At 60.5% G+C, this 15787-nt stretch carries 14 protein-coding genes; 12 read left to right on the top strand and 2 right to left on the bottom strand.

From position 1 onward, the window contains the following. The first annotated feature begins 8 nt into the window (after positions 1 to 8). The 10 genes from ACYZTZ_RS16370 (at position 9) to ACYZTZ_RS16415 (ending at position 12033) form a co-directional block, all read left to right on the top strand. Positions 9 to 968, top strand: coding sequence for an amidohydrolase family protein (locus ACYZTZ_RS16370; RefSeq protein ID WP_461998987.1), 960 nt, complete (start codon positions 9 to 11; stop codon positions 966 to 968). Continuing rightward, entirely contained in the window at positions 961 to 1920 is a 960-nt protein-coding gene (locus ACYZTZ_RS16375) for an amidohydrolase family protein (protein ID WP_056741883.1), read from the top strand. Before ACYZTZ_RS16370 ends, ACYZTZ_RS16375 begins: the two co-directional genes overlap by 8 nt. 31 nt (positions 1921 to 1951) lie before the next feature. Beyond that, a complete protein-coding gene (locus ACYZTZ_RS16380; RefSeq protein WP_461998988.1) occupies positions 1952 to 3529 on the top strand; it encodes an aldehyde dehydrogenase (NADP(+)) in 1578 nt (525 codons plus the stop codon). Positions 3530 to 3647: 118 nt separating this feature from the next. Beyond that, positions 3648 to 4220, top strand: a complete 573-nt coding sequence (locus tag ACYZTZ_RS16385) for a PPC domain-containing DNA-binding protein (protein ID WP_461998989.1) — start codon at positions 3648 to 3650, stop codon at positions 4218 to 4220. A 100-nt stretch (positions 4221 to 4320) separates the two neighbouring features. Next, positions 4321 to 5628 carry an OprD family porin gene (locus ACYZTZ_RS16390; RefSeq protein ID WP_461998990.1) on the top strand — a complete coding sequence of 436 codons (1308 nt, stop codon included), beginning with the start codon at positions 4321 to 4323 and terminating at the stop codon, positions 5626 to 5628. 487 nt (positions 5629 to 6115) lie between these two features. After that, entirely contained in the window at positions 6116 to 6412 is a 297-nt protein-coding gene (locus ACYZTZ_RS16395) for a hypothetical protein (RefSeq protein WP_461998991.1), read from the top strand. Positions 6413 to 6686: 274 nt separating this feature from the next. Next, a complete protein-coding gene (gene mgtA, locus ACYZTZ_RS16400) occupies positions 6687 to 9407 on the top strand; it encodes a magnesium-translocating P-type ATPase (RefSeq protein ID WP_461998992.1) in 2721 nt (906 codons plus the stop codon). 146 nt (positions 9408 to 9553) lie between these two features. Next, a complete protein-coding gene (locus ACYZTZ_RS16405; RefSeq protein ID WP_461998993.1) occupies positions 9554 to 11203 on the top strand; it encodes a Na/Pi cotransporter family protein in 1650 nt (549 codons plus the stop codon). Beyond that, on the top strand, positions 11191 to 11544 hold the full coding sequence (locus ACYZTZ_RS16410) for an SLOG family protein (protein WP_283180745.1): 354 nt from the start codon (positions 11191 to 11193) through the stop codon (positions 11542 to 11544). The genes ACYZTZ_RS16405 and ACYZTZ_RS16410 overlap by 13 nt, the downstream gene beginning before the upstream one ends. A gap of 171 nt (positions 11545 to 11715) precedes the next feature. Continuing rightward, positions 11716 to 12033, top strand: coding sequence for a DUF2388 domain-containing protein (locus ACYZTZ_RS16415; RefSeq protein WP_056741887.1), 318 nt, complete (start codon positions 11716 to 11718; stop codon positions 12031 to 12033). A 52-nt stretch (positions 12034 to 12085) separates the two neighbouring features. On the opposite strand, the gene ACYZTZ_RS16420 is transcribed toward ACYZTZ_RS16415, so the two are convergent. Then, the gene (locus tag ACYZTZ_RS16420) at positions 12086 to 13018 is read right to left on the bottom strand and encodes a pyridoxal-phosphate dependent enzyme (protein ID WP_461998994.1); all 933 of its coding nucleotides are present in this window, start codon (positions 13016 to 13018) and stop codon (positions 12086 to 12088) included. Positions 13019 to 13085: 67 nt separating this feature from the next. Then, a complete protein-coding gene (locus ACYZTZ_RS16425) occupies positions 13086 to 13877 on the bottom strand; it encodes an SDR family NAD(P)-dependent oxidoreductase (protein WP_461998995.1) in 792 nt (263 codons plus the stop codon). Between the two features lie 123 nt (positions 13878 to 14000). Between ACYZTZ_RS16425 and ACYZTZ_RS16430 the strand changes: the two genes are divergently transcribed. Together ACYZTZ_RS16430 and ACYZTZ_RS16435 are read left to right on the top strand one after the other, a co-directional pair. Continuing rightward, positions 14001 to 14948 carry a GlxA family transcriptional regulator gene (locus ACYZTZ_RS16430; protein ID WP_461998996.1) on the top strand — a complete coding sequence of 316 codons (948 nt, stop codon included), beginning with the start codon at positions 14001 to 14003 and terminating at the stop codon, positions 14946 to 14948. 135 nt (positions 14949 to 15083) lie between these two features. Beyond that, positions 15084 to 15743 (top strand): methyltransferase family protein, encoded by a 660-nt coding sequence (locus tag ACYZTZ_RS16435; RefSeq protein ID WP_461998997.1) that lies wholly within the window; start codon positions 15084 to 15086, stop codon positions 15741 to 15743. The last annotated feature ends 44 nt before the right edge of the window (positions 15744 to 15787 follow it).

Here is a 15787-nt window from a genome sequence, read left to right on the forward strand (position 1 = left end):
ACCCCGTCATGATCACGCTGCACGAACGCAATGGTTTGCCCAACCTGGCAGCCGAGGATGCGCTACCGATTGTCGATGCTCACCACCACCTGTGGGACCTGGGCAACGGTCGTTATCCCTGGCTGCAGGACGACTATCACGAGGATTTTTTTCTCGGCGACTATCGCAGCCTTTGCCGTGATTTCTTGCCGGAAAACTATCTTGCCCTGACCGAAAGACAACGGTTGGTGGGAACGGTGCATGTCGAAGCCGAGCGTGCTCGCGATGAGCAAGTCGCCGAGACACGCTGGCTGGAACAGGTGAATGCCCGTTACGGCTTCCCGAATGCCATCGTTGCCCACGCCTGGTTCGACCGTGAGGACAGCGCGGACATTCTCGCGGCTCAGGCCGCCAGGCCGCTGGTAAAAGGCATACGCTCCAAACCAGTGACCTCGGCATCGCCGGAGGTGTCGATTGCCGGCGCCAAGGGCACCATGCAGGACCCGAAATGGCTGGAAGGCTTTTCGCGTCTGGCTGACCACGATCTGTCGTGGGACCTGCGCGTACCGCCGTGGCACCTGGTCGAGGCCGCCGAAGTGGCGGCGATGTTTCCGCAGATCCGGATTGCCCTCAACCACACCGGTTTCGCCTGGGATCGCAGCCCGCACGGCATGACCCGCTGGCGCAAAGGCCTGGAAGCACTGGCCTTGCAACCCAACGTGCACATCAAGCTGTCGGAGTTCGGGCTGAAAGACTCGCCCTGGAACTACGACGACAACCGGATCGTGGTGCTGACCGCCTTGGAGATCTTCGGCCCCGAGCGCTGCATGTTCGCCAGCAACTTCCCGGTCGCCGGATTGCGCGCGTCCTACGACACGATTGCCGATGGCGTGGCCGCGATGCTCGCGCCACTGGGGCGTGCCGTGCAGGAAGCGGTGTTCGCCGGCAATGCACAACGCTTTTATCGTCTGGAGGAACAGCATGGATAACCCATCGGTGATCGACTGGCGCGCGCGCTTTCTGGCCAGCGGCGAGGATGCGGACTTACCCATCGTCGACGCTCATCAACATTATTTCGACATCGAAAAGCATTACTACCCGTGGCTGAACGACCGCCCGCTGCGCCCCTTTCGTTACGGCGATTACTCATCGATCTGCCGCAACTTTCTGCCTGAAGACTATCGCCGGCTGACGGGCAACCATCGCATCGTGCAGACCGTCGTCATCGAGGGTGAATGGGACCCTGCGACGCCCGCCGATGAGGTGAGGTTTGTCGAATCACTGGCACAAAACGAACCGACCCTGGCAGCGATGGTGGCGCAGGCCTGGCTTGACCGTGAAGACGCATCGGACCTCTTGCGCCGCTACGGCGATCATCCGTTGGTGCGCGGCGTGCGCCACAAACCTGCGGTCACCACCCTTGAGGCATGGCGCGAAGATTTCGTCGCGCCAGGCTCCATGCGCGATCCCCGCTGGCGCGACGGCTACGCACAACTGGCTGAAAACGGCCTGCATTTCGAGTTGCAGGCGCCATGGTGGCATCTGGCGGAAGCGGCCGAGCTGGCCAGAGACTTTCCTGACGTGACCATCGTGGTCAATCACACGGCGCTGCCATCTGATCGTTCGGAAGAAGGGTTGGCCGGCTGGCGTGAAAACCTCGCGTTGCTGGCTCGGGAGCCGAACGTTGCCCTGAAGATTTCCGGCATTTGCATCCCCGGCCAGGCCTGGCCCGTCGAGTCGAACCGCGTGGTGGTGAACGACGCGATTTCGATTGTCGATGTCAGTCGCTGCGCGTTTGCCAGCAATTACCCGGTCGACGGCGTCGTGAACGGCATGAGCGAGATCTTCGACGGCTTCAAAACGATTGTCAGCGACCGCTCCCTCACGGATCGGCTCGCCCTGTTTCATGACAACGCCCGACGCATTTACCGGCTCACTTGACCCTCATTTGAACAGCCTTTCAGGAGTTCCCATGTTTGAAGTTTCAGGCCACAACTACATCGCTGGCGCTCGTTCGGCAAAAGGTTCGAGCACCTTGCAAAGCCACGACGCCAGTACCGGCGAAGCACTGCCGTATCGCTTCCATCAGGCGACTGTAGATGAAATGAATGCGGCCGCAGAAGCGGCGGCCACGGCCTACCGGATCTTTCGTAACCTTTCATCTGCCCGACGCGCTCAATTTTTGGAGGCTATTGCCACGGAACTTGAGGCGCTGGACGACTCGTTCATCGCCCTCGTGTGCCGGGAAACCGCCCTGCCCGCCGGCCGTATTCAAGGGGAGCGGGCACGTACCAGCGGCCAGATGCGTCTGTTCGCCACGATGCTGCGTCGCGGCGATTTCTACGGCGCCCGCATCGATCGTGCTTTGCCCGACCGTCAACCGCTGCCTCGCCCCGACCTGCGCCAGTACCGCACCGGTCTCGGTCCGGTTGCCGTGTTCGGTGCCAGCAACTTCCCGCTGGCCTTCTCGACTGCCGGCGGCGATACCGCCTCCGCCCTCGCAGCGGGCTGCCCGGTGGTGTTCAAGGCCCATAGCGGTCACATGGCAACCGCCGATTACGTCGCCGATGCGATCACTCGCGCGGCCAGAAAAACCGGAATGCCTGATGGCGTGTTCAACATGCTCTACGGCAGCGTCGGTGAAGCATTGGTCAAGCATCCGGCCATCCAGGCGGTGGGTTTCACTGGGTCATTGCGTGGCGGCCGGGCCTTGTGTGACATGGCAGCGGCACGGCCTCAACCGATCCCGGTGTTCGCCGAGATGAGCAGCATCAACCCGGTGTTGCTGATGCCCGAAGCACTGAAGGCCCGCGGTGAAAAGATCGCCGCCGAGCTGAGCGCTTCCGTGGTGCTGGGCGCGGGTCAGTTCTGCACCAATCCCGGCTTGGTTTTGGGCATTCGTTCGCCAGAGTTCACTGCTTTCCTCGAACGTTTCACCTGTTTGATGGGCGAGCAATCCGCGCAAACGATGCTCAACGTCGGCGCGCTGAAAAGCTATTGCCACGGCCTGGAAAATCTTCACGCACACCCCGACATGACGCACTTGGCCGGCGCCGCACAACAGGGCAATCAGGCGCAGCCACAAGTGTTCAAGGCCGACGTCAGCCTGTTGATCAACGGTGATGAGTTGCTACAGGAAGAGGTCTTCGGCCCGACCACCCTCGTGGTGGAAGTCGCTGACCAGGCCGAGTTGCTCCAGGCACTGCACGGTTTGCGCGGTCAGTTGACCGCCACGCTGATCGTCGAAGATTCGGACCTCAATACCCTGAACGAAGTGCTGGCCCTGCTGGAACAGAAAGTCGGGCGCGTGCTGTTCAATGGTTATCCGACCGGGGTGGAAGTCTGCGATGCCATGGTTCACGGCGGACCGTACCCCGCCACTTCGGATGCTCGCGGTACATCGGTCGGAACGTTGGCGATTGATCGATTCCTGCGTCCCGTTTGTTATCAGAACTGCCCCGACAGCTTGTTGCCGGACGCGCTGAAGAACGCCAACCCGTTGAGCATTGCCCGACTGGTTGACGGTGTCAGCAGCCGTGACGCGCTGTAAGTCACCGAACTAACACCCACCGTTAGTAACAACTCCGTCGCCTATCGAAAAATAGGCGCCGGACACGCTCGCCTCAAAAAACGCTGTAGCCCACAACAACAAAAACAGAGGAAGTCTCATGCACGTTCAACTTCACCCGACACTGCGTCTCTCCAAGATGATGTTGGCGGTCACCGCTGCCGTTCTGATCAATTCGACGTTTTCCCCACTGGCGGTTGCAGAAACCGCACCCACCGCGACGGCAGCACCCATGCAATGTGTAACTGAAACGACACCGCGCTACACCAAAACCCCCACCGGTTATCTGATGGTGCTGCGCATGGGCGACAACGCCTTCAAGGAGCTGACCAAACTGGCCATCGCCGAGAAAATCCCCAGCGCGTCCATCAGCGGTATCGGCTTCGGTAATGTGAAGTTCGGTTTCTGGAACAAGGACAAAAAGGACTTCGACGCCAAGACCTTGAACAGTGTCGAGATGGCCAGCATCACCGGCTCCGTGGCCTGGAAGAACGACCAGCCTTCGATCCATATGCACGGTGTTGCCGGTGACGCCACGTTTCAAGCCTATGGCGGCCACATCCTCGACTTCGAAGTGACCACCGGTTCGATGGAAATCACCGTGATCGTCCACCAGCGTCGCCTGGAGCGCGGGATTGACCCGTGCATCGGCGCCAACGTGTTGGGTATTTAAGCCAGGCGAATAACGCTCCCGCAGGCATCGAACGTTGCCGGCACCCGCTACTGCGGGAGCCACTCTCCCAAATACAAACTACAAAAAAAGGGCGATTCAGATGAGTAACAAGAAAACGGCGGTGACGTTTGCATTGGGTGCCATTGCACTCAGCACCCAGGCGCACGCCGACTTCCTGAGTGACAGCAAAGCCACCCTGGGGATGAGAAATTTCTACTTCAATAACGACAACCGTGACGGCACGGCCGCGCCTTCGAAAACCGAAGAGTGGGCGCAGGGTTTCATGCTCGATTACAAGTCGGGCTACACCGATGGCACGGTTGGTTTTGGCGTCGACGCACTGGGTCTGATGGGGATTACGCTGGACAGTGGCAAGGGCCGGCACGTCGGCAGCAGCATGATTCCTTCAGATAGCGACAACCGCGCCGTCGACGAATGGAGCCGGTTGGGGTTGACCGGCAAGGTCAAAGTCTCGAAAACCGAACTTCGCCTGGGCACACTGATGCCGAAGCTGCCGATCCTGGTGTCCAACGACGGCCGCCTGCTGCCACAGACCTTCGAAGGTGGCCAGATCACCTCGGGCGAGTTCAAGGACCTGACCTTCACGGGAGGCCGAATCGAACACGCAACAGGCCGGGGCTCAAGCGATCAGACGGGGTTGGCCGCCACGGGCGGCACCCGTGAAAGCAACGCGTTCGACTTCGCCGGCGGCGACTGGAAAGTCACCAAGGACCTGACGGCCCAGTATTACTACGCCAACCTCGACAACTACTACACCCAGCAATTCTTTGGCCTGATCCACACGCTGGCGATCGCGGAAGGTCAATCGCTGAAAACCGACTTGCGCTACTTCAAGACCGATTCATCCGGTAAAAACAGCTCGGGCACTTCAGGCTACAAAATCAGCGGCTACACCCAAGGCAATGATGGCGAGATCGATAACCGAACCTGGAGCGCCGCGCTGATTTACACGGTGGGTGGCCATGGCCTCACAGCGGGCTATCAAAGCGTTTCGAGTGGCAGCAACTTCACGCAGCTCAATCAGGGCGGGCTGGCCAACAAGGGTGCCGGCGGCTCCAGCCTTTATCTGTACACCGACCGCCTGATTCAGACCTTCACCCGTGCGGGCGAACGCACAGCCTTCGGTCAATACGCCTATGATTTTGCCGCCATGGGGGTGCCCGGACTGAAAGCGTCCGTCATGTACCTCAGCGGGGACGACATCAAGACGACCTCTGGCGATACCCAGAAGGAATGGGAGCGGGACATTGCGCTGGACTACGTGATTCAGTCCGGCACGCTGAAAGGTATCGGATTCGGATGGCGTAATGGCAAGTCCAACAGCGAGGCGTCCCGTGACCAGGATCAGAATCGCTTGATCGTGAGCTACAGCATTCCGCTGCTGTAGGAGCAAAGCTTGCTCGCGATAGCGTCTGTACATTCAACTTCAATGTGACTGACATACCGCCTTCGCGAGCAAGCCCGCTCCCACATTGGACCTCTGGTGAACGCTGGATGTGTGATCAACTTAATTCCCTGTGGGATGTGCATCATAAAAATGACTATTAACTGTCATTTACCTGAACACGTTCTAACTTCAATAACCGGGTCCGACGTTTTTCCATTCAATTGCGTTTTAACGAACTACTGAAGGTTGACTTCATCCACCTGCCTGAGTAAATTGCGCGGGCCGGTTTCACAGGCCTTTTTTCAACTCACAAAAGAATCCAATGGACACAGCATCTAGTCGCTGCCGGGTGACTGCGAATTCGCAGGCTCTGGCACATAACCCAGAACATGACGGGACTCGACTTTTCGGTCGGGTGAGCTGCGCTAGAGCTTGATGCTCCACCGTAACTTGCCTCGCCGGCGTCAGTCCGGTCCAGAGGTATGTTATGAACTTCAAATCCACTGTAATGCCCGGCGTACGCGCCTTTGCCTCGACCATGCGGGTCAAGCTGTGCCGTGAGCGTCCTGCCACAGCCCGGGCCGGCGCACCGTTTTCCAGCCCTTCCTCCCCTGCCAAGGCGCAACTGCGTGCCAACTGGCGCGTCTGCCCGATGACGGGTCAGCTTCAGCAACGCTGGAGCCTCGACGATAGCCAGGAACCACCGAGTCGGCGCATCGCGCGCCTGTTCCAGCAGGTCGGCCTGATGTTCGGCCTGTTCCTCGGGGTGCGCACTTTCAATTGAGCTGAAGGCACTTTAAAAGCCCTTACTTAACGTTTTCCTTATCAAGGAAATCGGCAACTTCTTATTGCCTGTTAAATAGTGAGTTAGTTATGGACGAAGCCAGTAGACGGTTCGCTGCCCGTCACTTTCCAATCGACGGACAGCGAACATCAACTATTAAAAACGCAACTAGTCAGAATCGATCGCTTATTGGCGGCTCGACATACGTGCGCTCGTCTTTAATTAGCTGAGGTGCCTGTGTGTCGTGCCGCGAGCCGGCGGCAGGAGCACAGCAATGACCCTTGTAAAAACCGCAAAGAAAACCGCCCAAGGCACCAGCAACGACAACGCCAAGCTGTCGATGCGCGCCGCCCGGGAAGCGCAGAACGGCCTGGCCGTCACGCTGACCAACCTCAACGCCACCACTGACGGCCTGACCGAACTCGAAGCCCAGGGCCGCCTCGCACGCAACGGTCACAACGAAGTGGCCCACGACAAGCCGCCTCACGCCCTCATCCAACTGCTCAAAGCCCTGAACAATCCCTTCATCTATGTGCTGCTGACCCTGGCCGGCATCAGTTTCTTCACTGACTACTGGCTGCCGATCAGCAACGGTGAAGCGGATGACGCCGACCTGACCAAGGTCATCATTATCATGACCATGGTCAGCCTCAGCAGCCTGCTGCGGTTCTGGCAGGAATACCGCTCGGCCAAGTCCGCCGAAGCCCTCAAGGCGATGGTGCGCACCACCGCTACCGTGCTACGCCGCGAGCACAAGGACGGCAAATCGGTGCTGCGTGAAGTGCCCATGCGCGATCTGGTGGCCGGCGACATCGTTCAGTTGAGCGCTGGCGACATGATCCCGGCCGACATCCGCCTGATCGAATCCCGCGACCTGTTTATCAGTCAGGCCGTGCTGACCGGTGAAGCCTTGCCGGTCGAGAAGTACGACACCTTGGGCAATGTGGCGCAAAAGTCCGCCACCAGCACCGCGCCAGATCAGTCGAACCTGCTGGACCTGCCGAACATCTGTTTCATGGGCACCAACGTGGTCAGCGGCACGGCCAAGGCTGTGGTGGTGGCTACCGGGGCTCGGACTTACTTCGGTTCACTGGCCAAAGCCATCGTCGGCTCGCGGGTGCAAACCGCGTTCGACCGTGGGGTGAACAGCGTCAGTTGGTTGCTGATCCGCTTCATGCTGGTGATGGTACCGATTGTGTTCCTGCTCAACGGCTTCTCCAAGGGTGACTGGGGCGATGCGTTCCTGTTTGCCCTGGCCGTTGCCGTTGGCCTGACCCCGGAAATGCTGCCGATGATCGTCAGCGCCAACCTGGCCAAAGGCGCCATGGCGATGGCCAAGCGAAAAGTGGTGGTCAAGCGCCTCAATGCGATCCAGAACTTCGGTTCGATGGACGTGCTGTGCACCGACAAGACTGGCACCCTGACCCAGGACAAGATCATCCTCGAGCACCACGTCGACAGCCACGGCCGCCGCGACGATTCGATCCTCGAACTGGCGTGGCTCAACAGCCATCACCAGAGTGGTCTGAAGAATCTGATGGACCAGGCCGTGGTGCAATTCGCCAACGCTAATCCAACGTTCCGTGTGCCGTTTGCCTACAGCAAAGTCGACGAATTGCCGTTCGACTTCGTCCGTCGGCGCCTGTCGATCATCGTCAAGGACAGCCGCGACGATCACCTGATGGTGTGCAAGGGCGCGGTCGAGGAAATGCTCAGCATCGCCAGCCACATCAATGAAAGCGGCCAGGTGGTCGCGCTGGATGCACAGCGACGCAAAGACTTGCTGGCCCTGGCCAACGAGTACAACGAGGACGGTTTCAGGGTCCTGCTGGTTGCCACCCGCGAAATCCCGAAAATCCAAAGCAAAAACCAGTACAAAACCGCCGATGAGCGCGACCTGGTAATTCGCGGCTTCCTGACCTTCCTCGATCCGCCAAAGGAAACTGCCGGCCCGGCCATTGCCGCACTGCGCGACATGGGCGTGACGGTCAAGGTGCTGACCGGCGACAACGCCGTGGTCACCTGCAAGATCTGCCGTGAAGTCGGCCTCGATCCAGGCACGCCGCTGCTCGGCCAAGACATCGAGCACATGGACGACACCACCCTCAAGCTGCGGGTCGAAGAACGCACGGTGTTCGCCAAGCTGACACCGCTGCAAAAATCCCGGGTGCTCAAGACGCTGCAAGGCAACGGTCACACCGTGGGTTTCCTCGGCGACGGCATCAACGACGCCCCGGCGCTACGCGATGCCGACGTCGGGATCTCGGTGGACAGCGGCACGGACATCGCCAAGGAATCGGCGGACATCATCCTCCTGGAAAAGAGCCTGATGGTGCTCGAAGAAGGCGTGCTCAAGGGCCGCGAAACCTTCGGCAATATCATGAAGTACCTGAACATGACCGCCAGCTCCAATTTCGGCAACGTGTTCTCAGTGCTGGTGGCCAGTGCGTTCATTCCATTTTTGCCGATGCTGTCGATCCACCTGCTGCTGCAAAACCTCATGTACGACATCTCTCAGCTGGCGTTGCCGTGGGACAAGATGGACAAGGAGTTCCTGCGCAAACCGCGCAAGTGGGATGCGAAGAACATCGGTCGCTTCATGCTGTGGATCGGGCCGACCTCGTCGATCTTCGACATCACTACGTTTGCCCTGATGTGGTACGTGTTCGCCGCCAACAGCGTGGAAATGCAGAGCCTGTTCCAGTCTGGCTGGTTCATCGAAGGATTGCTGTCGCAGACGTTGGTGGTGCACATGCTGCGCACCCAGAAGATTCCGTTCTTCCAGAGCACGGCTGCATTGCCGGTGATTCTCGCGACCGGCGTAGTGATCTGCCTGGGCATCTACATCCCGTTCTCGCCGCTGGGCGCGCTGGTCGGCCTGGTGCCGTTGCCATGGGAATACTTCCCTTGGCTGGTGGGTACTTTGCTCAGCTACTGCGTGGTGGCGCAGACCATGAAGACGATCTACATCCGCCGGTTCAAGCAGTGGTTTTGATCGCCTGAACACCACCAATCCCCTGTGGGAGCGAGCCTGCTCGCGATAGCGGACTGTCAACCAACACAAATGTTGAATGTACAGCCGCCATCGCGAGCAGGCTCGCTCCCACAGTAAAATGTCACGCTTAAAAAAGGAGAGTTCTCATGTCGGGAACGACTCTACTGATCAACCTCGCGGGCGCCATTGCATTGTTGCTGTGGGGCACGCACATGATTTCTTCGGCGCTGTTACGCGGCTTCGGCACGCCACTGCGCCACTGGATGGGCCGGCACCTCAACCACCGCTGGCTGGCCCTGCTCGCGGGCATCGGCATCACCGGCGTCTTGCAAAGCAGCACCGCCGTCAGCCTGATGGCCACCTCGTTCACCGCCGCCGGCACCCTGGGCCTGGCCCCGGCGCTGGCGGTGATGCTCGGCGCCAACATCGGTTCGACCCTGGTGGTACAGCTTCTCAGCGCTGACATTTCGATCCTTACACCCATCGTTTTACTGACCGGCCTGACCGTCTTCCGGCTGCGGGATGACTCGCGTTTCGAGAGCGTCGGCTGTGCATTGATCGGCCTGGGGCTGATGCTGATGGCCCTGCATATGCTCGGCTCGACACTGGCCGACGTGGAAGGCACGCCCGTGTTCCAGCTGATCATGCAAAGCCTCGACGGCGACCTGCTGATTGCGCTGCTGGTAGCGCTGATCCTTACCTGGCTCTGCCATTCGAGCGTGGCCGTGGTGCTGCTGATCGTGTCCCTGGCCGCCACCGGAATGCTCTCGGCAACGACCAGCGTCGCGCTGGTGCTCGGGGTGAACATTGGCGGTGCGTTACCGTCGGTGATCAATGCCGGCTCGAACGTCGGCCGGCGCCTGCCCCTCGGCAATCTGCTGGTGCGGGCCTTGGGCGCGGCGGTGGTGTTGCCCTTGGCCGGGTGGCTGGCATCGCTGAATCTCGATCCGGCGGCGCGGGTGGTTTACCTGCACACCGGCTTCAACCTTTTGCTGGCGCTGGTGTTCATCGGTTTCACCGAGCCCATGGCCAGACTGCTGACTCGCTTGTTGCCGGAGCCGGCGCGGGATGTCGATCCGGGCATGCCGCGCTACCTCGACGAAGCCGGGCTGGAGGTGGCCAACATCGGCCTGTCCAACGCCGCCCGCGAAGCCCTGCGCGTCGCCGACATGCTCTCGGCCATGCTTGAGCGCACGCTGCAGCTATTCCATACCTCGGCGCCGGCCTGTGCCGATGAGGTGCGGCGCATCGATCAATCCACGGACCTGTTGAGCGCGGCGATTCGCGCCTATCTGGCGGACATTGGCCAGGAAGGCATCAGCGACCGCGATGCCGATCGCGCCCAGGAAATTCTCACGTTTGTGATCAACCTCGAACACGCCGCGGACATTCTTTCCAGCAGCCTCACGCAGTTGGCCATGCGCCGCTTGCGCCGCGGTGAACACTTTTCGGTGTTCGAGTTGCGCAACATTGCGCCGTTGCACGAGGCGCTGCTGGAAAGCCTGAGCCTGGCGATCACCGTGTTCCTGCGCGAAGACATTGCCACCGCGCACCAGTTGATCAGCCGTAAGGAGAGCGTCCGGCGACTCGAAGCCGACGCCAGCCGTCAGCACTTTCGCAAACTGCAGGAGGACAAAAACACCTGGGCTGAATCCGGCGACATCTTTCAGCGCGTGCTGCGTGACTATCGTCGGGTACACCACCACATCGCCGCCCTCGCCTATCCGCTGCTGGAACGGGCGGGTGAGCCGTTGGGCGATGATCAGGCCAAGGAGGCCTCGCCATGCGCGTCCTGATTTGTGCCGGCCGCCATTACGCCGACAGCCGCCAATGCCGCCGCGTGCTCGACGCCTTCCAGCGCCTGCACCCGGTGCAGGTGCTGATCCATGGCGGCAATCAATACCTGGGCGCCGACATCGAGGAATGGGCCCGTGAACACGGCGCCGACATCGTGCGCTACCCGCCCAACTGGCAACGCCACGGCAAACTGGCCGAACGCCTGCGCAACCACTTCATGCTGCACGACAGCCGCCCCGACGTGGTCATCGCCCTGCCCGGCGGTGAAGACACTGAAGAACTGGTCGCACAGGCTCGGGGGAAGGGTTTGCAAACGTTATCGGTAGCGGATTGGGGTTAAATCCAAGATCTGTCAGTAAAAGAGGAACCCTGTGGGAGCGGCGAGGGGCTGAACTTTTTCAGGCGCAGGCGTTGGACTGATAACGCTTCGGCAGGGAACTCCTGACGACCGCCACGCATCCTACAGATGTGGTACTTCCTTTTTTGCTACACGCTTTCAGAGGACACCGTCATGCGCCGTCTGATTATCATCTCTTCCCTTTTGCTGTGTTTACCCTTCGGCTCCGCTATGGCCAAAGTGGATGCGGGCGATGTCGCCACGTCAGCCGGGGTTTCCGCATCGTTGTACTCGACGTTCAAGGATCACAAACTCATGATTCCTGCCCGGGATGACGCCTCCAGCTTCGTGGCCAGTGGCGGTGCGATTCGTGGGGTTTATCTGGAGTCGTACTTGAAGCAGATTCGTCAGGACAATCCCGGCCTCAACGCCAGCGACGAAGACCTGGCCAGAGCGATCCTCGTCCAGGAAGGCGTTGCTGCGGGCAAATAAAGGCTGAAAAAGTAGCGGTGGGGCTTGCAGCGCCCGGATAGCGTTTGCAGCCCTACCTTGCTTCAGCACCGGTGGATAATCGCGCCCAACCCGCCACCAGTTGCGCGCTGATGCTCACGCCACCGCACACCACAATCACCACATCATGGGCTTCGGCAATCGCTGGATGGTCCAGGTAGCCAATCGCCAACGAAACACCACACGCCGGCTCGACCAACTGACGCAGGTCGTTGGCGTAACGCACCACGCCCATGATCGCCTCGTCATCGCTGAGCGCGACACATTCGTGTGGGAAATCGAGGATGTGCTGCACCGGCCAGGCGGCCACCAACGTAGCGCCGAGCGACTTGGCGACCGTATCGATCCGGGGGAATTTGACCGGATGTCCGGCGCTGACAGCGGCGGCAAAAGACGCTGAACCCTGGGTTTCACACGCGATGATCCGGCAGTCCATGCGCTTGTGGCGAATCAATCCGGTGAGAATCCCCGCCAGCAAACCTCCGCCCCCTACCGACATCACGATTGCATCGACCTGAGGGCAATCCTCGAGGATTTCATCGACCATCGTGCTGTGCCCTTCCCACAACACCGGGTGGTCGAAGGCTGGCACGTATTCGGTGTCCGCGCCCTGCGCTAGTTCCTTGGCCCGTAGATTGGCTTCGTCCCAGACCTTGCCATGGACGATCACCTCGGCACCGGTTTTCCTGATCCGTGCGCGAGTGGTTTCCGGCGTGGTGTTCGGCACCACAATGCAGGCTTTCAATCCCAGTCTGGCGGCAGCCACGGCGGTGGCGAACCCGGCATTGCCGCCGGAAGGACAGATCACTTTACGCTTACCCTGCTGCGCCGCCTGACTGCACAAGAGCCCAATACCGCGAAGTTTGAATGAGCCGCTCGGTTGCAGGTTTTCCAGCTTGAGCCAGATTCGTCGGGACGGGGTCGACAGGTCTGGATGCAGAATCAAGGGCGTCCTGATGTGAAGCATGGTGGAGCTCCTTAAGGGTGAACGGTCCTTATCCAAGCTTAGTTCACCCTGCCCGGCGGCTACCGCTTCAGCGATAACGCGGTGCTGCCGTGGAGTTGCCGAACAAGCCTGAAAGCGTCTGGCGCTGGGCTTCGTAGGTGTCCCACTGGTCGCCTTGGTGCAAGCCCGGAATGGTCACCACTTCGCCTTGCGCCAGGCCCGTCAGCGCGGCATCGACCATGTCCTGGGCGGACATCACGATCTCCTGCGGCAGGTTTTCCACCGGGTTGCCGGCCTCGCTCCAGAAGTCGGTGGCGGTAGCGCCGGGCAATACGGCCTGGATCCGAATGCCTTTGTCCGCCAGTTCGCGGTGCATGGATTGGCTCAGGCCGAGGACAAACGCCTTGGTCCCGCCATACACGCCGTTGAGAATTTCCGGGGCGATGGCGACGATCGAGGAGATATTGATCACCGTCCCGGCGCCACGCGCAACGAAGCCTGGCACCACCGCGTAAGCCAGGCGCATCAACGCGGTCACGTTGAGGGTGATCATGTCTTCCATGTCATCCACCGGGCTGCCGAGCAGCGGCATGACCGCGCCGACCCCGGCGTTGTTGACCAACAGGGTGATACTGGCGTCGGAGCGTAGAATTTCTTCGACCCGCCGCACGTCGGCCTTGTCTTTCAGATCAGCGGCGACCACCTCCACGGCGCGGCCGGTTTCGTTACTCAGGTGGCGGGCCAGGGCGTTCAGTTTCGCCTGGCTGCGGGCGACCAGAATCAGGTCGTAACCTTGCCGGGCCAGACGGTCGGCATACACCGCGCCGATTCCCGAAGAAGCGCCAGTGATCAGAGCGGTACCTTTGGATGAGAGGGCCATGTCGATTTCCTTCACAGTGAGGCGATAACGTCGCCGGGTGTGAACCGTTATAAATAATCTAACGCCCGTCTCAAATGACGTTTAAAGTACGTTTTTCGGACATGACCTTTTGAGGACATCTCGATGACTTCCGTCGCATTTGTAGTGTTTGAAGGGTTCCAGTCCATGGCGCTGGCGGCCATGCCGGTGTTCGAGTACGCCAACTTCAGCGCTGGCGAGGCGCTTTATGACGTCAGCGTATTGTCTGAAGACGGCCGCACGTTGCGTGCTTCCGGTGGGCTGAGCGTCGGCACCGAGGCCTTTGGTGAGCGGGTGTTCGACACAGTGATCGTGGTCGGCGGCGATGGCATCCTCGAGCAGGCACCCGAGGGCGTACTGAACTACCTGCGCGCAAACGTTAAAACCGCACGACGCACGGCGTCGATCTGCTCCGGGGCGTTCGTCCTGGCCCAGGCCGGTTTGCTCGACGGACGGCGGGCCACGACCCACTGGGCTTATGCACGGGAGCTGCAAGCGCGGTTTCCGTCGATCAAGGTTGAAGAAGACCGCATCTACGTCGTCGACGGTTCGATCTGGACCTCCGCCGGGATGACCGCTGGCATCGACCTGGCGCTGGCCATGGTGGAAAAGGATCACGGCGCCGCACTGGCCCGTTCCGTGGCGCAGAAACTGGTGATGTACCACCGCCGCGCGGGCGGCCAGTCGCAGCACTCGGCGCTGCTGGAGCTGGAAGCGAAATCCGACCGCATTCAAACCGTCCTTGGCTATGCGCGAGAACACCTCACCGAGACGTTGTCGGTGGAGCAGCTGGCGGATGTCGCGCGCCTCAGCCCCCGGCAATTCAGCCGGGCCTTCCGCGCGGAAACCGGTCAATCACCGGCCAAAGCCATCGAGAACCTGCGCCTGGAAACGGCGCGGCAGATGCTGGAACGCGGGCGACTGACCCTCGATCAGATCGCTGAAGAGTCCGGCTTCAGCGACTGCCGCCGCATGCGCGAAGCCTTCCTGCGGGCGTTCGGGCAGCCGCCGCAGGTGATTCGGCGTAATGCCAGGGCCGACACCGCCACGTAGGAGCTGCCGCAGGTTCGGGCCGCGTTCGGACGATCTTTTGATCTTGGCTGTCCTCAATACCGCTCAAGATCAAAAGATCGCAGCCTGCGGCAGCTCCTACAATGAACGGTGTCAGGTCCGTTTGTGGAGGTGTAGATGAAAATCTCGGCCAAACTGGCGTTTTTCGCCGTTGTTTCCACCCTCGCCTACCTTGGGCTCGCGGTATGGGGGCTTGGCGGATTCTCGGCGTTTTTCTCTCATGCACCGCTGGTGGTCATTGTGTTTGCCACTTTGGTGATGGCCATCGCGTCCTTGTTCACTGAGGTCAACCTGAGTTCCGGCGAACGTGAAGACCGGGCCAATCGTTGGGTGCTGCCGGCGTTCGGGGTGATCGGTTTATTGAGCGGGTACCTGCCGGCCTACACCGACCGGATCGATTTCTGGACCTTTGGTGGCGAAGGTGTGCGCTGGCTCGGGGCGTTGCTGTTCATCATCGGCGGCACGCTGCGGCTGTGGCCGGTGTTTGTGCTGGGCAAGCGTTTCAGTGGACTGGTGGCGATTCAGCCGGGGCACACGCTGGTCACCGACGGGATTTATCGCTCCTTGCGCAACCCCAGTTATCTGGGGCTGATGATCACTGCAGTGGGCTGGGCACTGGTCTTCCGCTCCGGCGTTGGCCTGTTGCTGGCCGCGGTGACGCTGATCCCGCTGATCGCCCGCATTCACTCCGAAGAAGGGTTGTTAAGGGCGCAGTTCGGCAGCGAATACGAGGCTTATTGCGCCCGCAGTTGGCGGTTGATTCCCGGGGTTTATTAGCCATCCACAGGACCAATGTGGGAGCGAGCTTGCTCGCGATAGCG

The organism is Pseudomonas sp. LB3P58, assembly GCF_054897895.1.